22 protein-coding genes and 2 tRNA genes are annotated in these 22216 nt (G+C 70.8%); 16 read left to right on the forward strand and 8 right to left on the reverse strand.

Features of this window, described 5'->3' with window-relative positions:
• The first annotated feature begins 113 nt into the window (after positions 1–113).
• The 4 genes from CRP56_RS28645 to CRP56_RS28655 all read left to right on the forward strand — a co-directional run bounded on the left by CRP56_RS28645 (position 114) and on the right by CRP56_RS28655 (position 3201).
• Positions 114–1226 carry an SDR family oxidoreductase gene (locus CRP56_RS28645; protein WP_097268782.1) on the forward strand — a complete coding sequence of 371 codons (1113 nt, stop codon included), beginning with the start codon at positions 114–116 and terminating at the stop codon, positions 1224–1226.
• Between the two features lie 94 nt (positions 1227–1320).
• Positions 1321–1782 carry a molybdenum cofactor biosynthesis protein MoaE gene (locus CRP56_RS28650; protein WP_097268784.1) on the forward strand — a complete coding sequence of 154 codons (462 nt, stop codon included), beginning with the start codon at positions 1321–1323 and terminating at the stop codon, positions 1780–1782.
• A 129-nt stretch (positions 1783–1911) separates the two neighbouring features.
• Complete coding sequence (locus tag CRP56_RS47740) at positions 1912–2067, forward strand: hypothetical protein (protein WP_179851148.1); 156 nt, start codon at positions 1912–1914, stop codon at positions 2065–2067.
• Between the two features lie 36 nt (positions 2068–2103).
• A complete protein-coding gene (locus tag CRP56_RS28655) occupies positions 2104–3201 on the forward strand; it encodes a YlbL family protein (protein ID WP_097268786.1) in 1098 nt (365 codons plus the stop codon).
• A gap of 85 nt (positions 3202–3286) precedes the next feature.
• Here CRP56_RS28655 and CRP56_RS28660 read toward each other — a convergent pair whose 3' ends face one another.
• Complete coding sequence (locus CRP56_RS28660) at positions 3287–3829, reverse strand: PPA1309 family protein (RefSeq protein ID WP_097268788.1); 543 nt, start codon at positions 3827–3829, stop codon at positions 3287–3289.
• Positions 3830–3992: 163 nt separating this feature from the next.
• On the opposite strand from CRP56_RS28660, the gene CRP56_RS28665 reads away from it, so the two are divergent.
• The 4 genes from CRP56_RS28665 (at position 3993) to CRP56_RS28680 (ending at position 9293) form a co-directional block, all read left to right on the forward strand.
• Positions 3993–6947: a UPF0182 family membrane protein gene (locus CRP56_RS28665; RefSeq protein WP_097268790.1), complete on the forward strand. Its 2955-nt coding sequence runs from the start codon at positions 3993–3995 to the stop codon at positions 6945–6947.
• 56 nt (positions 6948–7003) lie between these two features.
• A tRNA-Met gene (locus CRP56_RS28670) sits at positions 7004–7077 on the forward strand.
• 217 nt (positions 7078–7294) lie between these two features.
• Positions 7295–9109, forward strand: a complete 1815-nt coding sequence (locus CRP56_RS28675) for a tetratricopeptide repeat protein (protein WP_097268792.1) — start codon at positions 7295–7297, stop codon at positions 9107–9109.
• A 110-nt stretch (positions 9110–9219) separates the two neighbouring features.
• Positions 9220–9293: transfer RNA gene (locus CRP56_RS28680), tRNA-Met, on the forward strand.
• A 109-nt stretch (positions 9294–9402) separates the two neighbouring features.
• Here the strand turns inward: CRP56_RS28680 and CRP56_RS28685 are convergent.
• From CRP56_RS28685 to hisN, 3 genes are all read right to left on the reverse strand, one after another.
• A complete protein-coding gene (locus CRP56_RS28685; protein ID WP_097268795.1) occupies positions 9403–9819 on the reverse strand; it encodes a Fur family transcriptional regulator in 417 nt (138 codons plus the stop codon).
• Positions 9820–9888: 69 nt separating this feature from the next.
• The gene (locus CRP56_RS28690) at positions 9889–10287 is read right to left on the reverse strand and encodes a CBS domain-containing protein (protein ID WP_097268797.1); all 399 of its coding nucleotides are present in this window, start codon (positions 10285–10287) and stop codon (positions 9889–9891) included.
• Between the two features lie 172 nt (positions 10288–10459).
• The gene (gene hisN, locus CRP56_RS28695; protein WP_097268799.1) at positions 10460–11260 is read right to left on the reverse strand and encodes a histidinol-phosphatase; all 801 of its coding nucleotides are present in this window, start codon (positions 11258–11260) and stop codon (positions 10460–10462) included.
• A gap of 167 nt (positions 11261–11427) precedes the next feature.
• Here hisN and CRP56_RS28700 point away from each other — a divergent pair, with 167 nt between their 5' ends.
• Complete coding sequence (locus tag CRP56_RS28700; protein ID WP_179851149.1) at positions 11428–12036, forward strand: TetR/AcrR family transcriptional regulator; 609 nt, start codon at positions 11428–11430, stop codon at positions 12034–12036.
• Here the strand turns inward: CRP56_RS28700 and CRP56_RS28705 are convergent, their stop codons facing one another.
• From CRP56_RS28705 to CRP56_RS28720, 4 genes are all read right to left on the reverse strand, one after another.
• The gene (locus tag CRP56_RS28705) at positions 12037–12360 is read right to left on the reverse strand and encodes a DMT family transporter (protein ID WP_097268801.1); all 324 of its coding nucleotides are present in this window, start codon (positions 12358–12360) and stop codon (positions 12037–12039) included. It abuts the gene before it with no gap.
• An 85-nt stretch (positions 12361–12445) separates the two neighbouring features.
• On the reverse strand, positions 12446–13456 hold the full coding sequence (rsgA, locus tag CRP56_RS28710; RefSeq protein WP_097268803.1) for a ribosome small subunit-dependent GTPase A: 1011 nt from the start codon (positions 13454–13456) through the stop codon (positions 12446–12448).
• A gap of 11 nt (positions 13457–13467) precedes the next feature.
• Positions 13468–14784, reverse strand: coding sequence for a 3-phosphoshikimate 1-carboxyvinyltransferase (aroA, locus tag CRP56_RS28715; protein ID WP_097268805.1), 1317 nt, complete (start codon positions 14782–14784; stop codon positions 13468–13470).
• Positions 14785–14894: 110 nt separating this feature from the next.
• On the reverse strand, positions 14895–15608 hold the full coding sequence (locus tag CRP56_RS28720) for a M50 family metallopeptidase (RefSeq protein WP_097268807.1): 714 nt from the start codon (positions 15606–15608) through the stop codon (positions 14895–14897).
• A 50-nt stretch (positions 15609–15658) separates the two neighbouring features.
• Between CRP56_RS28720 and CRP56_RS28725 the strand changes: the two genes are divergently transcribed.
• The 7 genes from CRP56_RS28725 to CRP56_RS28755 all read left to right on the forward strand — a co-directional run bounded on the left by CRP56_RS28725 (position 15659) and on the right by CRP56_RS28755 (position 22142).
• Complete coding sequence (locus CRP56_RS28725; protein WP_097268809.1) at positions 15659–16474, forward strand: SOS response-associated peptidase; 816 nt, start codon at positions 15659–15661, stop codon at positions 16472–16474.
• Position 16475: 1 nt separating this feature from the next.
• Positions 16476–17114 (forward strand): alpha/beta hydrolase family protein, encoded by a 639-nt coding sequence (locus CRP56_RS28730; RefSeq protein ID WP_097268811.1) that lies wholly within the window; start codon positions 16476–16478, stop codon positions 17112–17114.
• A gap of 245 nt (positions 17115–17359) precedes the next feature.
• The gene (gene sigR / locus CRP56_RS28735; protein WP_218877993.1) at positions 17360–18055 is read left to right on the forward strand and encodes an RNA polymerase sigma factor SigR; all 696 of its coding nucleotides are present in this window, start codon (positions 17360–17362) and stop codon (positions 18053–18055) included.
• A complete protein-coding gene (gene rsrA / locus CRP56_RS28740; protein ID WP_097268815.1) occupies positions 18052–18363 on the forward strand; it encodes a mycothiol system anti-sigma-R factor in 312 nt (103 codons plus the stop codon). Before sigR ends, rsrA begins: the two co-directional genes overlap by 4 nt.
• A gap of 105 nt (positions 18364–18468) precedes the next feature.
• Positions 18469–19761 carry an HD-GYP domain-containing protein gene (locus tag CRP56_RS28745; protein WP_097268817.1) on the forward strand — a complete coding sequence of 431 codons (1293 nt, stop codon included), beginning with the start codon at positions 18469–18471 and terminating at the stop codon, positions 19759–19761.
• Positions 19758–21056, forward strand: coding sequence for an HD domain-containing protein (locus CRP56_RS28750; RefSeq protein WP_107484049.1), 1299 nt, complete (start codon positions 19758–19760; stop codon positions 21054–21056). Before CRP56_RS28745 ends, CRP56_RS28750 begins: the two co-directional genes overlap by 4 nt.
• Before the next feature lie 105 nt (positions 21057–21161).
• Positions 21162–22142, forward strand: coding sequence for a tetratricopeptide repeat protein (locus tag CRP56_RS28755; protein WP_097268819.1), 981 nt, complete (start codon positions 21162–21164; stop codon positions 22140–22142).
• Positions 22143–22216: the final 74 nt, after the last annotated feature.

Below are 22216 nucleotides of genomic sequence, written 5' to 3' on the forward strand. Positions count from 1 at the left end.
CGGCGGTTCGGGCCTCGGTGCTCCGCCGACTCGCGGCCTGCGGCAGGATGGATGCCACCTGGTACGTACGCGTCACTCGCGCTCGTACTGAAGACAACCGCTGGAGACGCCCGGTGAGTTCCCCCGATCCACAGGTTCGCGCAGCGCGAAACCAGTCAACCAATCCCGGTGTGCGCGGGCCGGTCGTCGCCGTGACCGGCGCCGCGGCCGGCATCGGCGCGCTGCTCACCGAGCGGCTCGCCGCCTCGGACGAGATCAAGCAGGTCATCGCCATCGACGAGCGGCGCGGCGAGTGCGCCGCGGCGCAGTGGCACATCCTCGACGTGCGGGACCCGGCGATCGCGGACAAGCTGCGTGGCGCGGACGTGGTCGTGCATCTGGCGCTGGACCTGGACCTGGAGACGGACGCGTCCGCCCGTACGGCGTACAACGTGCGGGGGACGCAGACCGTGCTGACCGCCGCCGCGGCGGCCGGGGTGCACCGGGTCGTGCTGTGCACGTCCGCCATGGTCTACGGGGCGCTGGACGACAACGAGCTGCCCCTGTCGGAGGACGCGGAACTGCGGGCGACCGCGGAGGCGACCGGTGTCGGGGACCTGCTGGAGATCGAGCGGCTCGCGCGCAGGGCGCCCCGGGCGCACCCCGGGCTCAATGTCACCGTGGTGCGGCCCGCTGTGCTGGTGGGAGGCACCGACACCGCGCTGACCAGGTATTTCGAATCGCCTCGGCTGCTTGTCGTGGCGGGGTCGCGGCCGGCCTGGCAGTTCTGCCATGTCGAGGATCTGTGCAGCGCTCTGGAGTACGCCGTTCTGGAGAAGGTCGAGGGCGAGCTCGCCGTCGGCTGTGACGGGTGGCTGGAGCAGGAGGAGGTCGAGGAGCTCAGCGGGATCCGGCGGATGGAACTGCCGTCGGCGGTCGCGCTGGGCGCGGCGGCCCGGCTGCACCGGATCGGGCTGACGCCGTCCCCGGCGGGCGATCTCGCGTACACGATGTACCCGTGGGTGGTCAGCGGGAGCCGGTTGCACGACGCCGGGTGGCGGCCGCAGTGGACCAACGAGGAGGTTCTCGCGGAGCTGCTGGAGGAGGTCTCCGGGCGGCACACGGTGGCCGGGCGCCGGCTGGGCCGGAAGGACGCGACGGCCGCGGGCGCGGCGGGCGCGACGGTGGCGCTGCTGGGTGCGGCGGCCGTGGTGCGGCGGGCCCGGAAGGCTCGGCGGCGGATCTGAGGGCGGGCCCTGTAGAAGGCTCCAAAGCCGCACACGCGTGTGCCGGGCGATAGCGCTATTCCCCCTGTTCCCGCCCGTGAGGCACGATGGGCTCATGGGAACCACCTACGACCACCCCGGTGAGCAGGCCGCCGACGAGCCGATCAAGCTCATCGCCATCCGTGAGACCCTGCTCTCCCTGGACGAGGTCTTCAAGGCCGTCGGGGACGACGCGGCCGGGGGCACGGCGCTGTTCGTGGGGACCGTGCGCAACCACGACGGGGGAGCGGACGTCGATCAGCTCGGGTATTCGTGCCACCCCAGTGCCGAGGCCGAGATGCGGCGGATCGCGGAGAAGGTCGTCGCGGAGTATCCGGTGCGGGCCCTGGCGGCGGTGCACCGGATCGGAGACCTGGCCGTCGGGGACCTCGCCGTCGTCGTCGCGGTCTCCTGCCCGCACCGGGGTGAGGCCTTCGAGGCCTGCCGGAAGCTGATCGACGACCTCAAGCACGAGGTGCCGATCTGGAAGCACCAGAAGTTCTCCGACGGCACCGAGGAATGGGTCGGCGCCTGCTGATCCCCCGCTCATCCCACCTGCCACTCCCTCCAGTTGCGTAACCGCCCCCCGCACGTGAGCGTTGTCAGTGCGGATGGTTAATCTGCTGATCAGTCAGTTGCGGTCGCTCATCTGGGGTTGGAGGTCGGCATGGCGGCGCTCGCCTGGTTGCTGATTCCGCTTGTGGCTGCCATCGGTGCCGGTCTGTGGGGAAGCTGGGCCAACCGCACCCGCAGCGTGCGCGGCGACGGGCCCGAGCTGGACGGGTACGCCCGGTTCCGCAAGGCCATGGAGAAGCAGCCCTGACGGGACGCTGACAGAGGCGTCCCGTACTGTCGTTCCATGCCACGCCGCACCGCGACGATGCTCGCCTCCACCTTGATGCTGATCGCGCTTCTCTGCGCGGGAGTCTTCATTCCCGTCCCCTACTCGGAGATGTCCCCGGGGCCGACGGTGAACACCCTGGGCGAGCACGACGGCGAGCCGGTGCTGCAGATCTCCGGGCGCAAGACGTACGCCACGAGCGGGCACCTCAACATGACCACCGTCCGGGTCACCAGCGCCGACTACAAGATGAACCTCGTCGAGGCCGTCTACGGCTGGCTGGCCCACGACAACAAGGTCGTGCCGCACGACACCCTCTACCCGGACGGCAAGACCGAGGAGCAGTCCACCCAGGAGAACGCCGAGGAGTTCAGCCAGTCCCAGGAGAGCGCCAAGGTCGCCGCCCTGAAGGAGCTGGACATCCCGGTGAAGTCCTTCGTGATCGTCGCCACGGTCGCCAAGGACTCCCCGTCCGAGGGCGTGCTGCACGCCGGTGACGTCATCAAGGCCGTCGACGGAACCGCCGTCAAGCAGCCCACGGACGTCGCCGACCTGGTCACCAAGCACAAGCCCGGCGAGAAGGTCACCTTCACCATCGTGCCCGCCAAGGAGCAGGCCGCCGCGGAGAAGGAGAACAAGACGGCGACGCAGACCCAGGACGTGACCATCACGACCAAGGAGTCCCACGACGAGCTCCCGAAGCGCGCCATCGTCGGCATCACCGCCGGGACCGACCACACCTTCCCGTTCACCATCGACATCAAGCTCGCCGACGTCGGCGGCCCGAGCGCCGGTCTGATGTTCTCCCTCGGCATCTACGACAAGCTCACCCCGGGCAGCCTCACCGGCGGCAAGTTCGTGGCCGGCACCGGGACCATCGACGACGACGGCAAGGTCGGTCCCATCGGCGGCATCGAGATGAAGACCGTCGGCGCCCGCGACAAGGGCGCGCAGTACTTCCTGACGCCCGCCGAGAACTGCGCCTCCGCCGCCAAGGACACCCCCGGCGGGCTCACCCTGGTGAAGGTGCACACCATCGAGGACGCCCTCGGCGCCCTCAAGGACATCCGCAGCGGAGACACCGCCGACCTCCCCAAGTGCACCACCAAGGGCTGACGGCACCGGCACGCGCGCGTACGTGAACGAGGGCGCCCCCGAAGCTGGGGGCGCCCTCGTTCACGTACCGGAGGAACAGAGGACCTCAGTCCTCGAACGTCGCCGACAGTGCCTCCGCCAGCCCCGGTACCAGGGCGCCGCCGGTGAGGACCTCCGTCGGGGAGTCCTTCTCGCGCAGGCGCAGGGCCGAGTCGCGGGTGCCGTCACGCAGGACCGCGACCGTCATCCGGACCTCCTGGCGGTCGGGGTGGTTCGCGACCCACTGGGAGAGCTTCTTGTCGCTGAGGCCCTCCGGGACCTGAGCCTCGGCGGACGGCGGCAGCATCAGGCGCTCCACCGTCAGGGCGCAGCCGGCCACCGCGTCGGGCCAGGCGATGGTGCCGAGGAACTCGTCGAGCGGCTTGCCCGCCGGGATCTCCTCCTGCTCGATCGGGGTGAGACCGGAGGACTCCTGCTCGTCCTCCAGGCCGAGCTGGGCCGCGAGGGCGGGTTCCTGGGCTCGCAGTCGCGCGGTGTCTACGAGGGCGAAGAGGCGAGCGGGCTGGTCCCAGCCGAGGCCGGAGACGTACTCGTCGATCTCGAGCACGGCCCGGGTCAGGGGGCTCGCTGCCATGGGGGTGTTGGACATGGTCACAATCCTGCCTCGTTCATGGCCGGAATCGGGAACCGAGTAAAGCGTGAGTAAGTTGCATAGGTGAGGGCCTACGATCACGTGGCCCACGTGCGGCCCGTGAACACGCGGGCCTGACGGACCAACAGCGAACTTCGAGGTGCGCACCTTGGCTTTCCAGATGCCGGACCGCGGCGGAGGCCCCACGGGGCCGCGGATGAGAGTGGGCCGCCCGTCCCGGCGTGTCCGGACCCTGCTCATGACGCTGGGCGTGCTTGCCGTGCTCGGCATGGCGTTCACCATGTTCGCCGGGTTCTGGACCGACTGGCTCTGGTACCGGTCGGTGCACTACTCGTCCGTGTTCACGACCACCCTGTGGACCAAGATCGGGCTGTTCTTCGTCTTCGGTCTGCTCATGGCCCTGGCGGTCGGGTTCAACATCTGGCTGGCGCACCGGCTGCGGCCGCCGCTGAGCGCCATGTCGATGGAGCAGCAGAACCTCGACCGCTACCGCATGGGCATCGCGCCGTACAAGAGGTGGCTGCTGCTGGGGATCACGGCCCTGGTCGGTCTCATCGCCGGCGCCTCGGCGTCCAGCCAGTGGCGGACGTGGCTGATGTGGGTCAACGGCGTGTCCTTCCACGAGAAGGACCCGCAGTTCAAGCTCGACATCTCCTTCTACACCTTCGACCTGCCCTGGTACCGGTTCCTGCTGGGCTTCGGCTTCGCCGCCGCGATCCTGTCCGTGATCGCCGCCGCGCTGACCCACTACCTGTACGGCGGGCTGCGGATCACCTCCCCGGGCGCGCGCGCCACGGCCGCCGCGACCGGTCACCTGTCGGTGCTGCTGGGCATCTTCGTCGCCCTCAAGGCGGTGGCCTACTGGCTGGACCGGTACGGCCTCGCGGTGAAGTCCAGCGACTTCAAGGCCACCGACAACTGGACCGGCCTGCGGTACGTCGACGCCAACGCCTATCTGCCGGCCAAGACGATCCTGTTCTGCATCGCCGTCATCTGCGCCCTGCTGTTCTTCGCCACGCTGTGGCGGCGCACCTGGCAGCTGCCGGTCATCGGCTTCGGCCTGATGGTGCTCTCCGCGATCCTCATCGGCGGCCTGTACCCGGCCATCGTCCAGAAGTTCCAGGTCCAGCCGAACGAGCAGGCCAAGGAAGCGCCGTACGTCACGAAGAACCTCAAGGCGACCCGTGAGGCGTACGGCATCGACGACGCCCAGGTCAACGAGTACGAGGGCACGTCGAAGACGCAGGACAAGACCAAGCTGCGCGACGACGTCGGCGACGCGGCCAGCATCCGCGTCATCGACCCGAACGTCGTCTCCCCGACGTTCCAGCAGCTCCAGCAGATCCGGAACTACTACGCGTTCCCGACCAACCTGGACGTCGACCGCTACAGCAAGGACGGCAAGGACCAGGACACGGTCATCGGTCTGCGTGAGCTGAACCTCAACGGCATTCCGAAGAACAACTGGATCAACGACCACTTCCGCTACACCCACGGCTACGGCGTGGTCGCCGCCAAGGGCACCGACGCCGACTCCGAGGGCCGTCCGGTGTTCACCGAGTCCAACCTGCCCTCGCAGGGCGACCTCGGCACGTACGAGCAGCGCGTGTACTACGGCGAGAAGACCACGGAGTACTCGATCGTCGGCGGTCCCCAGAAGGAGATCGACTACTCCGACGACAACGGCGAGAAGACCTTCAGCTACACCGGCAAGAGCGGGGTCAACCTCTCCAACCCGATCAACCGGGCCGCGTACGCGGTGGCGTTCAGCGAGCCGCAGATCCTCTACTCCGGCGCGATCGGCGAGGGTTCGCGGATCCTGTACAACCGCACGCCCAAGGAGCGCGTCGAGGCGGTCGCCCCCTGGCTGACCATCGACGGCGACGCCTATCCGGCGGTCGTCGACGGCAGGATCCAGTGGATCGTCGACGCGTACACGACGACGAACGGCTACCCGTACTCCTCGCGTACGACCCTCGGTGACACCACGGCCGACTCGCTGACGGCGACGAACAACTCGCGCGCGGTGGTGGCCCAGCAGAACCAGGTCAACTACATCCGCAACTCGGTGAAGGCGACCGTCGACGCGTACACCGGTCAGGTCAAGCTCTACCAGTGGGACACCGAGGACCCGGTCCTGAAGACCTGGATGAAGGCGTTCCCGGGCACGGTGAAGGACAAGAGCGAGATCTCGCAGTCGCTCATGGCCCATCTGCGCTACCCGCAGGACCTGTTCAAGGTCCAGCGCGAGCTGCTCAGCCGGTACCACGTGAAGGACGCGACGACGTTCCTGTCCGGCTCCGAGGTCTGGCAGGTGCCGGACGACCCGACCAACACCTCGGGCGACGCGGTGCCGCCGTACTACCTGAGCATGAAGATGCCCGACCAGAAGGCCCAGGCGTTCTCGCTCACGACGACGTTCACGCCCAACGGCCGGGACAACCTCAGTGCGTTCATGGCGGTCGACGCCGAGGCGGGCACCAGCGACTACGGCAAGATCAGAATCCTGAAACTGCCGACGAACACCACCGTCCAGGGACCCAAACAGGTACAGAGCCAGTTCAACTCCGAGCAGAACATCGCCGAGACCATCAGCCTCCTCAACAGAGGTGACTCCAAGGTGGAGTACGGCAACCTGCTGACGGTGCCGCTCGACGGAGGACTGCTCTATGTGGAGCCGGTCTACGTACGCGGTGGTGGACTGAAGTACCCGCTGCTGCGCAAGGTGTTGGTGACCTACGGAGGCAACACCGCCTTCGAGGACACCCTCGACCAGGCGCTCAACAAGGTCTTCGGAGCCGAGGGCGGGACCACCACGCCACCGGAGGACGACGGCGGGGGCACCACGAAGCCGCCCACGTCCGGCAACCCGACGGTCCAACAGGCCCTGGACGACGCCCAGAAGGCCTTCGAGGACGGCCAGGAAGCCCTGAAGAAGGGCGACTGGGAGGCGTACGGCGTGGCGCAGAAGGATCTGGAGGACGCGCTCCAGCGGGCCGAGGACGCGCAGGCCAAGGCGGACAAGACCAGCCCGAAGCCCAGCGCGAGTCCGAGTTCCGGTCCGAGCTCCAAGCCGAGCTCCAGTCCGAGTCCGAGCAGCAGTCCCAGCGGCTGATCAACAGCTGATCGAATGACCGCCCCCCGCGCCGTGATACGGTTGCAGCACAACGGCGCGGGGTGGAGCAGCTCGGTAGCTCGCTGGGCTCATAACCCAGAGGTCGCAGGTTCAAATCCTGTCCCCGCTACTGAAACGAAGGCCCGGATCCTGATCAAGGATCCGGGCCTTCGTGATGTGCGAACGGTCTACGAACGCGTGTGCCGGAGGAAGTGATGGACGTGCCGCCGTGGGGAGTTGGGGGAACTGTGTTTGACTTGTCTCTCTGTGGGCATGTCGACAAAACGCTGAAGTGACCTCACTGGCTGCGGTATACCAGGTGTACCCAGGTTGCAGGTGGTGCGACGATGGATGTTATGGGGGACAAGGCAACTCTGTACGAGACAGGGCGATTTGTGCAGCCCTCCGACCGCGACGGGGCGGGCGAGGGCGCTGAAGAGGCTGCTGAGGAAGTACGTCAGCGACTCGCCGCCGAAGCCGGCGACGTCGAGGCGATGAGCGTCCTCGGGGCCATGCTGCTGCGCCGCGGTGATCTCGACGGAGCCGAACCCCAACTGCGTGCCGCCACCGCCGCCGGCGACCGCGCCGCCGCCAACAACCTGGGTGTCCTTCTCCACCAGCGCGGTTACGCCGACGAAGCGGCCGGCTGGTGGCGGATCGCCGCCGTCGCCGGCTCCGCCGCGGCCGCGCACGCGCTCGGCCGCCACCACCGCGAGCGGGGCGACGAACCCGCCGCCGAGTACTGGCTCCGGCAGTCCGCCGAACAGGGCCACGCGCTGGGCGCTTACGCGCTCGCCGACCTGCTGGAGCACCGCGGGGACGCCGGGGCCGGCCGATGGATGCGGGCCGCGGCCGAGCGGGGGCACCGCGAGGCGGCGTACCGGCTCGCGCGCGCGCTCGACCGACAGGCGGCGGACGAGGGGGACGACGGGGCTGACAACGGTGTCCAGCAGGCCGCGGAGGCCGAGCAGTGGTACCGGCAGGCCGCCGCGCGCGGACATCAGCGGGCCGCGCTGTACCTCGGCGCGATCCTGGAGAAGCGCGGCGAGCTCAAGGAGGCCGGGCGCTGGTACCTGACCTCCGCCAAGGACGGCGACGCCCGGGCCGCCTGCGCGCTCGGGTTCCTGCTGCGCGACGCCGGGGACACCGAGAGCGCCGCCGTGTGGTGGCTGCGGGCCGCGCAGGACGGCGACGGCAACGCCGCCAACGCGCTCGGTGCGCTGCACGCCGAGCGGGGCGAGACCCAGACCGCCGAGCGCTGGTACCGGGCCGCGATGGACGCCGGGGACGTGAACGGCGCGTACAACCTCGGGCTGCTCTGCGCCGAACAGGGGCGGACCGCGCAGGCCGAGCAGTGGTACCGGCGGGCCGCGTACGCCGGGCACCGAGAGGCGGCGAACGCGCTGGCGATCCTGCTGCTCCAGGTCGGGGACGCGACCGGCGCCGAGCCGTGGTTCTCCAAGGCGGCAGAGGCCGGGAGCGTGGACGCCGCGTTCAACCTCGGCATCCTCTTCGCCGGGCGGGGCGAGGAGGCGGTGGCGCTGCGGTGGTACGAGCGTGCCGCCGCCGCCGGGCACACCGAGGCCGCGCTCCAGGTCGGGATCGCGCGCCTCAGGGACGGGGACGAGCCGGAGGCCGAACGGCATCTGCGCTGCGCCGCGGGCGGGGGCAGCGCGGAGGCGGCGTACCGGCTGGCGACCGTGCTGGACGCGCGGCGGCCGCCCGCGCCGGCGCACGAGCTGGGCGAGTCCGTGCATCTGACCAAGAGCGAGTGCGAGGAGTGGTACGAGCGGGCGGCCTCTCAGGGGCATCGGCGGGCGCAGGTGCGGGTGGGGATGCTCGCGGCGGCCCGGGGCGATGTCGTGGAGGCGGCTCGGTGGTACCGGGAGGCGGCGGAGGCCGGGTCGCGCAACGGGGCGTTCAATCTGGGGCTGCTGCTGGCCCGGGAGGGGAGCGAGCCGGAGGCGGCGGTGTGGTGGACGCGGGCCGCTGACGCCGGGCACGGGCGGGCGGCGTTGCGGCTGGCCCTGGTCTACGCGCGTCGGGGCGAGCTGGCGGAGGGACAGCGGTGGGCTGACCGGGCCGTGTCGCTGGGGCCGGGGGAGGTCGCCGAGCGGGCGGCCAAATTGCGGGACGCTCTGCGGGAGGAGCTGTCGGCGTGACGGGGCGCTGAGCTGGGCGCAGCTGAGGCGGCACGGGTGGGTGCAGCTGGGGTGGCGGAGGTATCGATTTGCTTCTGCTCTGATCCTTGACGTAATGTTCAGTTCATCGACGCGGGGTGGAGCAGCTCGGTAGCTCGCTGGGCTCATAACCCAGAGGTCGCAGGTTCAAATCCTGTCCCCGCTACTGAAGGCCGAGGGCCGGAATCCGAAAGGGTTCCGGCCCTCGGTGCGTTTCGCGTTTCACGCACAAAGCCCCGGTGCCGCAGGGGCGCCGGGGCTTCGGGTGGGCTTGGTTACGCCGTCGCGCAGTTGGGGCAGATGCCGCGGTACGTCACCTCGACGTCCGAGACCTGGAAGCCGAAGCGCTCGGAGTCGGGGAGGTCGGCCAGCGGGTTGCCGCTGGGGTGGACGTCCTTGATCGCGCCGCACTGGGCGCAGACCAGGTGGTGGTGCGGACGGTGCGCGTTGGGGTCGTAGCGCTTGGCGCGCTTGTCGGTGGCGACCTCGAGGACCTCGCCGAGCGAGACCAGCTCGCCCAGCGTGTTGTAGACGGTGGCCCGGGAGATCTCGGGCAGCTTGGCGACGGCCCGGGAGTGGACCTCGTCGGCCGTCAGGTGGACGTGTTCGCCGTCGAGGACCTCGGCCACGACGCGCCGCTGCGCGGTCATCCGCCATCCACGTCCGCGCAGCCGTTCCAGAAGGTCACTCATACGCGCCAGCCTAACAGAAGGGGACCAGGTCGCGAATGGGTGTGATTTTAGACTTTGTCTAATCTGACCTCAGTGGGACAAGGTCATCCGCTGTCGCGCCGGTGCCCAGCAGCGGATGATGTCGCGCACCGAGACGATGCCGGCGGGCTCGCCCCGGTCCAGGACGATGAGGTGGCGGAAGCCGCCGTGGGCCATCGCCCGCGCCGCCTCCTCCAGGGTCCAGGACGGCGCCGCGAAGACGACGTCGGTGGTGGTGTGGGCGTGGCTGGGCTCGGTGTCCGGGTTCTGGCCCAGGCCCACGGCGTTGAGGATGTCGCGTTCGGTGAGGATGCCGATTCCGGTGCCGTCGGGGTCGAGGACCACGGCCGCGCCGACGCGGCGGGCGGACATCAGGGCGGCCGCCTGGCGCAGGGTGTGGGTCGGGCCGATGGTGAGGACGACGGTGCTCATGGCGTCGCGGACGAGCATGGGTGCGGAGTCACCTCCTGAGGAACCACATGGATTGTTCAGTGGTTCACAAGTTCACAAATGAGGGTGCTCTCAGAGTTGCAGGTAAAGCGCGGGTCAACAAGGGGGCGTGCGCGGTCAATTGAGGGCGCACGCGCTCATCTGCGCTTTTGGGTGCGGCAGTTGGGAACGATCAGTACCGCTCGTTCAGATATCCCAGCAGCTCGTCGTGGAGCAGCCCGTTCGACGCGGCCGCGTTGCCGCTGTGCGGGCCCGGGCGGCCGTCCAGACCGGTGAAGCTGCCGCCGGCCTCGGTGACGATGATCGCGTTGGCGGCCATGTCCCACAGGGAGAGCTCGGGCTCGGCGCAGATGTCGACGGCGCCCTCGGCGACCAGCATGTAGGGCCAGAAGTCGCCGTACGCGCGCGTGCGCCACACCTCGCGGGTCAGGTCCAGGAAGCCGTCCAGCCGGCCCTGCTCCTCCCAGCCGCTCAGCGAGGAGTACGCGAAGGAGGCGTCGGAGAGCTTGCCGACCTGGGAGACGCGCAGCCGGGAGGCGGAGGAGAGGCTGCGGCCGGTGAAGGCGCCGTGGCCCTTCGCGGCCCACCAGCGGCGGCCCAGCGCGGGCGCGGAGACGACGCCGACGACCGGCTGGAAGCCGCCCTCGCCCGCCTCCATCAGGGAGATCAGCGTGGCCCAGACGGGCACGCCGCGGACGTAGTTCTTGGTGCCGTCGATCGGGTCGACGACCCAGCGCCGGGGGCCGGTGCCCTGGATGCCGTACTCCTCGCCCAGGACCGCGTCACGCGGGCGGGCGCGTTGCAGATGGGTGCGGATCAGGTCCTCCGCGGCTTTGTCCGCCTCGCTCACCGGGGTCATGTCCGGCTTCGTCTCGACCTTGAGGTCGAGGGCCTTGAAGCGGTCCATGGTGGCCGCGTCGGCCGCGTCGGCGAGGACGTGGGCGAAGCGGAGGTCATCGAGGTAGTCCGGCATGCGACGAACGGTATCTGCCGGGGGTGCTACGGGGCTACAGGGGCCGGAGTGTGGACAGCCGGGTGGGCACAACACCGGGTGCGCGCCCCCGGGCGCGTCCGCGAACCCTTGACAGTGCCCTCACGCGCGTCAAATCTGGGCGCAGAGCCGCTCGCCCCTAGGAGGCGATGATGCCTGCAGCGAGGGAATCCCTTCTGGACGCCGCTTACACGGCGCTGGCGCGCCGGCCGTGGTCCGCCGTGCGGATGGTGGACGTCGCCGCGGCGGCCGGAGTGTCCCGGCAGACGCTGTACAACGAGTTCGGCAGCAAGGAAGGCCTGGCCCGCGCGCTCGTCAGGAGGGAGGCCGACGGCTACCTCGCCGGTGTCGAACGCGCCCTCGCCGCCCACAGCGACCCCCGCGAGCGGTTGACCGCCACCGCCGAGTGGACGGCCGCCACGGCCCGCGAGAACGCGCTCGTACGGGCCATGCTCACCGGCTGCTGGAGCGAGCGGCTGCCCACCCCGACGCTCACCGCGGTCCCGTCCTCCTCCGCGGTACCGGCACAGCGCCGGGCCGACGGCCCGCTGCCCTCGCCCGGCGACTTCGTGGCGCTCGTGCGCGACCGTGCCGTGGCGGTGCTGGGCGGACCCGGCGCGGCCAAGCCGGACACCGCCGAGCTGGCCCGCTCCTGTGAACTCGCCGTACGGCTCGCGATCTCCTGCGTGTCGGCTCCGCCGGGGGAGGGCGGCGTCACGGATCTCGTGCGCGCTGCCCTTCACCGGCAGTCGGTATAGCTAGTGCGCCGAGCCCGACAGCTGGAGGCCGATCACGCCGACGATGACGAAGCTGATCGAGACGAGCTTCAGGGTCGAGACCAGGTCGCCGAGGAAGATCATGCCGTAGATGGCGGTGCCCGCCGCGCCGATGCCCGTCCACACCGCGTACGCCGGGCCCACGTCGAGCTTCCTCAGGGACAGCGTCAGCAGACCGAAGCTGCCGAGGGCGAAGATGCAGAACGCGATCGTGGGCCAGAGCCGCGTGAAGCCGTGGGAGAGTTTCAGACACACGGCGAATCCGGTCTCGAGCAACCCGGCCACCACCACCAGCAGCCACGCCATGTGCTGTCCTCCCGTATGTCCGGCCGGTCCGGCTCGGTGCGATTATGCACTTACCGGACTCGTGGGCTCACAAACAACGCGGAGGTCAGTCGCCTTCCTTCCGCTCACGCGTGGCCAGCAGCCGGCGCAGCGAGTAGAGACGGGCGGGGTCCGCGTGGCCGTCCGCCACCCACTGGTCGAGCGCGCAGTCCGGCTCGTCATGACTGCACGCGCGCGGGCAGCCCTCGGTTCCCGGTTCCAGGTCCGGGAACGCGTGGATCACCCGGGACGGGTCGACGTGGTGCAGGCCGAACGACCGGACGCCCGGGGTGTCGATCACCCAGCCGTCGTCGCCGTCCAGGGGCAGCGCCAGCGCCGAGGTCGTGGTGTGCCGACCGCGGCCCGTCACCGCGTTCACATGGCCGGTCAGGCGCCGCCGCTCCACCGGCACCAGCGCGTTCACCAGCGTCGTCTTGCCGACGCCGGAATGGCCGACGAACGCCGTGATCTTGCCGTCGAGCTGCTCGCGCACCCGGTCCGCCGCGTCGCCGTTCTCCAGCTCCTCGCGGCTGGTGACGACGTAGGGGATGTCGAGGTCGCCGTACAGCTCCAGCAGTTTGTCGGGCGGGGCGAGGTCCGACTTCGTCAGGACCAGGAGCGGTTCCAGGCCGCCGTCGTACGCGGCGACCAGGCAGCGGTCGATGAGCCGGGGGCGCGGCTCGGGGTCGGCGAGGGCGGTGACGATGGCGAGTTGGTCGGCGTTGGCGACGACCACCCGCTCGTACGGGTCGTCGTCGTCCGCCGTGCGGCGCAGCACCGAGGTGCGCGGCTCGATGCGGACGATCCGGGCCAGGGTGTCCTTCTGCCCGGAGAGATCACCGACGATGGCGACCCGGTCACCGACGATCGCGGCCTTGCGGCCCAGTTCGCGGGCCTTCATCGCCATCACGATCCGGTCCTCGACCAGACAGGTCAGCCGGCCCCGGTCGACGGTGAGGACCATGCCCTCGACCGCTTCCTCGTGCTTGGGGCGGATGTTGGTACGCGGCCGGTTGCCCTTGCGGTTGGGCCGGGAGCGGATGTCGTCCTCGTCGGTGTGCTTGCCGTAGCGGCGCATGGCGGTGGTCCCTAAGCCCCGAGCATCCCGGTCCACAACTCGGGGAAGTCCGGCAGCGTCTTGGCCGTCGTCGCCACGTTCTCGATCTGGACGCCCTCGACCGCGAGGCCGATGATCGCGCCGGCCGTCGCCATGCGGTGGTCCTCGTAGGTGTGGAAGATGCCGCCGTGCAGGGCGCGCGGGCGGATGTGGAGGCCGTCGGCGGTCTCGGTGACGTCACCGCCGAGCTCGTTGATCTCCTTGGTGAGCGCGGCCAGCCGGTCCGTCTCGTGCAGGCGCAGATGGGCCACGCCGCGCAGGGTCGAGGGGGAGTCGGCGAGGGCGGCGACCGCCGCGATGCCCGGGGTCAGCTCGCCGACCTCGCTCAGGTCGACATCGATGCCGTGGATCGCACCCGAACCGGTGAACACCAGCCCGTACTCGGTGAGTTCGCAGGAACCGCCCATCTCGGTGAAGATCTCCCGCAGCTTGTCACCCGGCTGCGTGGTGCGGGCCGGCCAGTCCGGGATCACCACCTTGCCGCCGGTCACCAGGGCCGCCGCCAGGAACGGCTGGGCGTTGGAGAGGTCCGGCTCGATGGTCAGGTCCCGGCCGAGCAGCGCGCCCGGCGTCACCCGCCAGACGTTCGGCTCGCCGCCCGACTCCGGGGTGTCCACCTGGGCGCCGACCGCGCGCAGCATGTCGACGGTCATGCGGATGTGGGGGAGGGAGGGGAGGCTGGCGCCGATGTGGCGGACCTCGACGCCCTGGTTGAAGCGCGGGCCGGACAGCAGCAGCGCGCTCACGAACTGGGACGAGCTCGACGCGTCGATCTCCACCAGGCCGCCGTCCAGCGCTCCTCCGCCGTGGACCGTCAGCGGCAGCGCGCCCCGGCCGTCGTCGTCGATCCGGGCGCCGAGGACGCGGAGGGCGTCGATGACGCCGTTCAGGGGGCGCTCGTACGACCGGGGGTCGCCGTCGAAGCGGACGGGGCCGTCGGCGAGGGCGGCGACGGGGGGCAGGAAGCGCATGACGGTGCCGGCGTTGCCGACGTTCACGGTGGCCGGGCCGCGGAGGCCTGCCGGCAGGACGCGCCAGGTCTCACCGGTGCCGTCGGGGCCGACCCCTTCCTCGATGCCTACGCCCATTTCTCGGAGGGCGGCTGCCATGAGGAGGGTGTCTCGGGAGCGGAGGGGGCGGCGGAGCCAGCCGGGTTCTGAGGCGAGGGCCGCGAGGACCAGGGCGCGGTTGGTGACGGACTTCGACCCCGGGACGTGGACCGTTGCGTCGACGGCTCCGCTTGCGTGGGGGGCGGGCCAGAGGGCGGTTTCTGCGGGGTTCAAAGCCATGGGTTCACTTTAGTAGGGGGTTGAGTTTCGGGTGCGACGCCGTTGGGGCTGGTCGCGCCCCGCGGCGGAGCCGCTGATGGATACAGCCCCGCGCCCCTTTGGTCGGCTGGTCATACCGCCAACATCCAGCGACCCCCACCTATCAACGAGCACAGCGAAACCGCGTGGAACAGGAACAGCCACAGGCCTGCCGGTACGTGCGTCAGGCGAGACAACTGATCCGCATCGGAGTCCCCGGCGCCGCCCCTCGCCCGCTTCGCCTGCAACTCGAAAGCGGGACGGACCCCGCCCAGCAGCAGGAACCACACCACCGCGTACGCGAACGCCGCCTGCACCTGAGGGCCCGCCAGCCACGACACCACCACGAACGTGCCGCCCGTGAGGAGCACCGTCAGGGCGCCGTACGCGTTGCGGATCATCACCAGCATCGCCACCAGGAGGGCCGTGGCCACCCACAGGAGGAGGGTGATGCGGCCCGCGGCGAGGAGGGCGGCGCCGCCGAGGCCCAGCAGCGGGGGCGCGGTGTAGCCGGCGGAGGCGGTGAGGATCATGCCGATGCCGTACGGCTTGCCCTTGCTGACGGTCAGGCCGCTGGTGTCGGAGTGCAGCCGTATGCCGGTCAGCGTGCGGCCGGTGAGCAGGGCGACCAGGCCGTGGCCGCCCTCGTGGGCGATGGTGATGGCGTTGCGGGAGATACGCCACAGGGCGTGCGGGACGACTAGGGCGAGCGCCGCGACCATGGTGGCCAGAACCACCCACAGATCGGGGTCGGGCTGGGTGCCGACGAGCTCGTCCCAGAGAGAGGACGCGGTACTGGTGTCCATGTTCGGCGGTGGCTCCCTCTCCTCGTACGGAGTCTGGCAGTGTGGCACGTATGTGCGGACGGTATGCAGCGAGTCGTAGGCCCGAGGATCTCGCAGGAATCTTTGAGATCGAGCAGTGGGAACCCGAGGAGACCTTGGTCCCCGACTACAACGTGGCCCCGACCAAGGAGGTCTACGCCGTCCTCGACCGTCCTCTTAAGGACGCCGACGATCCGAAGCCGGTTCGGCAGCTCCGCAAGCTGAAGTGGGGACTGGTGCCGAGCTGGTCGAAGACCCCCGAGGGCGCCGCCCGGATGATCAACGCGCGCGCCGAGACCGTCCATGAGAAGCCCTCGTACAAGCGGGCCTTCTCCTCGCGCCGCTGCATCATCCCCGCCGACGGCTACTACGAGTGGGTCACCGCCGCCGCCGAGCGGGAGTTGGAGGTCGAGGGGAAGAAGAAGCGGCCGCGCAAGCAGCCGTACTTCGTGCTGCCGGCCGACGGGTCGGTGTTCGCGATGGCCGGGCTGTACGAGTTCTGGCGGGACAAGACCCTGCCGGACGACCATCCGCAGGCCTGGTGGGTGACCTGCTCGGTGATCACGACCGAGGCGGAGGCCGGCCCGCTCGCCGTGGCCCCGGCCGACGGACCGCGCGCCCTCGCCGACATCCACCCCCGGATGCCGCTGATGCTCACCCCGGACCGCTGGGCCTCCTGGCTGGACCCGTCCCGTACGGACGTCGAGGACCTGCGGTCCCTCCTCGCCCCGCCCCCGCCCGGCCTCATGCGCGCCTACCCCGTCTCCACCGCCGTCAGCAACGTCCGCAACAACGGGCCGGAGCTGCTGAAGGAGCTGGACGGGCCCGAGGAGGGCACACTCTTCTGACGTGACCACCACTGAGATCGTCAGCACCGACGCCGGGGACGCCCGCATCACCTGGCACAAGGCTCCGAAGAAGGCGCGGCTCGTGCTCGCCGTCAGCCATGGGGCGGGCGGTGGCATCGAGGCGCGGGACCTTCAGGCCCTCGCGCACACCCTGCCCGGCCACGGCGTGACCGTCGCCCTCGTCGAGCAGCCCTGGCGGGTCGCCGGGAAGAAGCTGGCGCCCGCGCCCAAGACCCTCGACGTCGGGTGGCGCGGGATCTGGCCCGCGGTCGCGAAGCCGGGGCTCCCGGTCATCTCCGGCGGACGCAGTGCCGGGGCCCGGGTCGCCTGTCGTACGGCCGTGGAGCTGGGCGCCGCCGCGGTGCTCGCCCTCAGCTTCCCGTTGCATCCGCCGGGCAAGCCGGAGAAGTCGCGCGCCGAGGAGCTGCTCGGGGCCGGGGTGCCCACGCTCGTCGTACAAGGAGGCAACGACCCCTTCGGTAAGCCGGACGAGTTCCCGGCCGGTGGCACTTACGAGCTGGTCGAGGTGCCGTACGGCGATCACGGGTTCGCCGTGCCGAAGCGGGCGGAGATCGGTCAGGACGAGGCCGTGACGGTCATCACGGACGCGGTCTTGAAGTGGGCCCAGTCACTCGGGTAAAGAGCCGGGAATGTTGCGCGGCGGACCTCTGTTGAGCCGGACAGAAGTGCTCACACGTCTGAGGAGAGGAAGTCCGCCGCATGGGTTCGACCTTCTGCCCGACCCGCAGCAGCCGCGCTGACCTGGACTGGACGGTGCTGCACGCGGGCAAGACCACGCCCATTGGAGGCGCGGCGGGCACGGGTAGTCGTCTATCCTCCGATTCTGGTGGCATCGGCTTCGGTGCTGCCCGGACACTTGAGGAGGTGGGTCCGGTTCCCGGTACCGACGCAGGGACCGAACACGGCCAGGCGGAGCAGCCCGAGGGCCAGGGCACGAGCGTGGAGACCGGCAAGGAATCCACCGCGGAGCGCAGCGCGCGCTTCGAGCGGGACGCGCTCGAATTCCTCGACCAGATGTACTCGGCCGCCCTGCGCATGACGCGCAACCCGGCCGACGCCGAGGACCTGGTGCAGGAGACCTACGCCAAGGCGTACGCGTCCTTCCACCAGTTCCGCGAGGGCACCAACCTGAAGGCCTGGCTGTACCGGATCCTGACCAACACGTTCATCAACTCGTACCGCAAGAAGCAGCGTGAACCCCAGCGCTCCGCGGCCGAGGAGATCGAGGACTGGCAGCTGGCGCGCGCCGAGTCGCACATGTCGACCGGTCTGCGCTCCGCCGAGTCGCAGGCGCTGGACCACCTGCCCGACTCGGACGTGAAGGAAGCACTCCAGGCGATCCCCGAGGAATTCCGCATCGCCGTCTATCTGGCGGACGTCGAGGGCTTTGCCTACAAGGAGATCGCGGACATCATGGGGACACCCATCGGTACGGTGATGTCCCGGCTGCACCGGGGCCGTCGCCAACTGCGCGGCATGCTCGAGGACTACGCGCGTGAGCGCGGACTGGTCCCGGCCGGCGCCGGAGAGTCGAACGAAGCGAAAGGTTCGGGCTCATGAGCTGCGGAGAGCCGCACGAGACGGACTGCAGTGAGGTACTCGACCATCTCTACGAGTTCCTCGACAGCGAGATGCCGGACGTCGACCGCGACAAGTTCAAGCAGCACTTCACGGAGTGCTCTCCGTGCCTGGAGAAGTACGGGCTCGAAGAGGCCGTGAAGAAGCTGGTCAAGCGCTGCTGCGGCCATGACGACGTCCCCACGGACCTGCGCGCCAAGGTGCTCGGACGCCTCGACCTGATCCGCACCGGGCAGGCCGTGCCGGACCACGACATCGCCGCGGCACCGGCCGCCCAGCAGGAATCCTGAACGCACGGTCACTCGAACGTGCTAATCCGCGGGTCATAAGCCCGCGGACCTCCCCCTCACCGCCCTAGGCTCGCCTGCTGGAAGCGCGTGCCCGGGGAGGGGTGTATGGAGGCGGTACCCGGACGGGCACGTGTGTACGTCGGAGGCGTGGCCCTCGCCGCGCTGTACTGCCTGCATCTGCTGCCGTCGGTACGCGCCCCATGGTGGGTCGTGGCGCTGCTCGCCGTCCTCTACGCCGGCGGCGAGCGGCTGACCGGCTCGTTCTATCCCGTGCTGCTCGCCGGGGCCTTCCTGCTGCCGCCGCCCGCCGCCGCGCTCGTCGCGGTGCCGGGGGCGCTGCTGGCCCCGGTCGCGCGCCGGCCCCGCCTCCCGCGGCGGATCTGGCGGGCGTCCCAACTCGCCGTCGCCGCCTGGGCCGCGTCCCGCGTGCACTGGGCGCTGGGCGGCCGTGACGCCGTCGTCGACTCAGACTTTCCCTACGCGCTCGTCCCGGCGGGGGCGGCCGTCGTCGTCTTCTGCTTGCTGCTGACCGTCCTGGACGGCGGCATCCTGACGCTCGCCGAAGGCGTGCCGGCCCGGCTGGCCTGGCAGGGGCTGTTCGTACGGTCCCTCGCGCCGATCGCCGTCCACGGGCTCGCCGGGCTCATGATGGCCGTCCTGTGGCGCAGCCCGTACGGGCCCGTCGCCGCGCTGCTCGTGCTGCTGCCGATGTGCGTGTCCTGGTGGGCGTTCGCGCAGTACCACCGGGAGCGGGCCGCCCATCAGGCCACCATCCGGGCGCTGGTCCAGGCCGTCGACATCAAGGACGAGTACACGCGCGGGCACAGCGAACGCGTCGGCCAGGCCTCGATGATGATCGCCCGCGAGCTCGGCATGGACGAGGGCCGCATCGAGGTCCTCCGCTTCGCCGGCATCCTGCACGACGTGGGCAAGCTGGGCGTCCCGACCCGGCTGCTGCGCAAGGACGGGCCGCTGACGCCCGAGGAGCGCCGGGTCATCGAGCTGCACCCCGAGTACGGGCACGAGATGGTGCGGGGCATCTCCTTCCTGGGCGAGGCACGGGCCGCCGTACTGCACCATCACGAACGGCTGGACGGCAGCGGGTACCCGTACGGGCTGGTCGGGGCGCAGATCCCGGAGTCGGCGCGGGTGGTGGCGGTCGCCGACGCCTTCGACGCGATGACGTCCACCCGGTCCTACAGCAGGGCCCGGCCCGTGGGCACGGCGCTGGAGGAGCTGGAGCGGTGCGCGGGGACGCAGTTCGACCCACGGATGGTGACCGCGCTCGTCCGGGCGCTGGGCCGGCACGGCTGGCGTCCCGCGGTGACCGCCGACGAGGCGACCCGGCTGCCGGGGCCGCGGCGGCCGGTGGGGAACCGGTCCGGGGTACGGCCATGACGCCGGGGCGCTCACCGGTTCCACTGGCCACGGTCCGAGGTACGGCCAGGACAGCGGGGCGCCCACCGGTTCTGCTGACCCTCGTCCACGGCTGTGCCGCCCTCGTCGTCTCCGCCTCCCTCGCCGCCACCTTCTGGACCGGCCTGGAGGACCGGGGCGTCGCGGTCGCCTTCGGGGTGCTGATCACCGTGGGGGAGCTGACCCGGTGGACCGGCGCCCAGGTCAGGGAGGCCGCGCCGCTCGGGGCCGCGGGGGCGCTGTCGTACGCGCTGCTCGGGGCGGACGCCGGGCGGGCCACGCAGCACGGGGTCGCCCAGGTGGTCGCCGTCGTCGTCGCGGCCGGGCTGCTGGGCAGCGTGCCGCACATCTGGCGGGGTGACGGACGCACGCCGGACCATCTCGCGCGGCGCGTGCTCAGCACCGGCTTCGCCGCCGTCTGCTTCCAACCCCTCTACAACCAGGGCGTGTTCACCGCCTGGGGCGGACCGGCGTACGCGCTGCTGCTGCTCGCCCTCCTGGCTCTCACCGCGCTGTGCGACGCCGTGCTCGCCGCGGCCCTGCGGCACTCCCGCACCCGCTGGCCCTTCGGCCCGCTGCTCCGCGACGAGCTGCGGGCGCTGCTCGGCATCGGCTCCGCGGTCTGCGCGACCGGCGCCGTCATGGCGCTCGCGGTCGCCGTCGTCGGGCTGTGGGCGCTGCCGGTGTTCTGCGTGCCGCTGCTGCTCACCCAGCTGTCCTTCCGGCGGTACGCCGCCGTCCGCGCCACCTACCGGCAGACCATCGCCTCCCTCGCCCGCGCCACCGAGATCGCCGGATACACCCCCGCCGGACACGCCCGCCGCGTCGCCGCCCTCAGCCGGGCCGTCGGCCGGGACCTGGGGCTGTCCGGGCGTGACCTCACCGTCCTGGAGTACGCCGCCCTGATGCACGACATCGGACAGCTCAGCCTCGTCGACCCGGTACCGGCCGGGGCCACCGCCACGCTGCCCGCCGAGGAGCAGCGGCGCATCGCGCTGCTCGGCGGCGCCGTCGTACGGCAGACCGGGGTGGACGGGGCGGTCGCCGTGGTCGTGGAGCGGCAGGCCGACCCCTACCGGCAGCAGCCGGTCGCCGCCCGGATCGTACGGACGGTGAACGCCTACGAGGAGAAGGCGCGGGACGCCGGGCCCGGCGGGCCGCTCACCGCACTGGAGGAACTGCGGCTGGCGACCGCGGGGGAGCATGCGCCGGACGTGGTGGAGGCGCTGGCCAGAGTGCTGGCGCGAGACTGTCTGACCCTGCCCCGGGCTGGGTAACCCATGGGTAATGAGCGCCCTTCCAGCCACACGTGGTTGGATGCGAAGGAGAGGGATTCCGGGGGCAGTGGCGAGGTCACTGAGGGCAACTGGCAGGCGGGAATCGTGAGGATCTTCGGCAAAGGACGGCACCGGCCCTCCGCCTCCTGGCGGCAGGCCACCGACCGCGCGTTCACGCTGATCGGCGACGGTCGGTACGAGGACGCGGGCGCGCTGCTGACGCGCGCCGCCGATCTGGAACCGTGGCTGTCCGAGTCCTGGTTCAATCTCGCCCTGCTGCACAAGTTCCGGCACGACTGGGAGCAGGCGCGGGCGGCGGGGCTGCGTGCGGTCGCGCTCCTCGACCGGGAGGCGGGCGCACCCGACTGGTGGAACGTCGGCATCGCGGCGACCGCGCTGCAGGACTGGCCGCTGGCCCGGCGGGCCTGGCAGGCGTACGGGCTGCGGGTGCCGGGCGGGGCGGCCGACTCCGGTGAGCCGGTCGGCATGGACCTGGGCAGTGCGGCCGTACGGCTGTCGCCGGAGGGTGAGGCGGAAGTGGTCTGGGGCCGCCGTCTCGACCCCGCGCGCGTCGAGGTGCTGTCGATCCCGCTGCCGTCGTCCGGGCGGCGCTGGGGTGAGGTCGTGCTGCACGACGGGGTGCCGCACGGCGAGCGGACCACTGCCGCCGGGCACTCCTACCCCGTCTTCGACGAGATCGAGCTGTGGGCGCCTTCGCCGGTGCCGACGTGGGTGGTGCTGCTGGAGGCGGCCACCGAGGCGGACCGGGACGCGCTGGAGCAGCTGGCGGCCGACGCCGGGTTCGCGGCGGAGGACTGGTCGTCCTCGGTGCGGTTGCTGTGCCGGATGTGCTCGGAGTCCCGGATGCCGTCCGACGAGGGCGACGGTGAGCATCTCGATCCGCACGATCACAGTGAGCCGGGGCATCCTGGGCCGCTGGGGCATCGGACGGATGGGCAGCTGTGGGTGCCGGAGCGGGAGTGCGGGGTGGCCGCGCCGGCTTCGCTGGTTCGGGGGTTGTTGGACGGGTGGGTCGCCGACAGCCCTGACTCTCGTGACTGGCGGGATTTGGAAGAGGTCTGCTAGGTCGTTGTTCGGCTGCGGGCTCGTTGTGGCTGGTCGCGCAGTTCCCCGCGCCCCTGTGGGGCGCGCCCCCCTTA

This window comes from Streptomyces sp. TLI_55, from assembly GCF_900206255.1.
Taxonomy (GTDB): Bacteria; Actinomycetota; Actinomycetes; order Streptomycetales; family Streptomycetaceae; genus Streptomyces; species Streptomyces aquilus.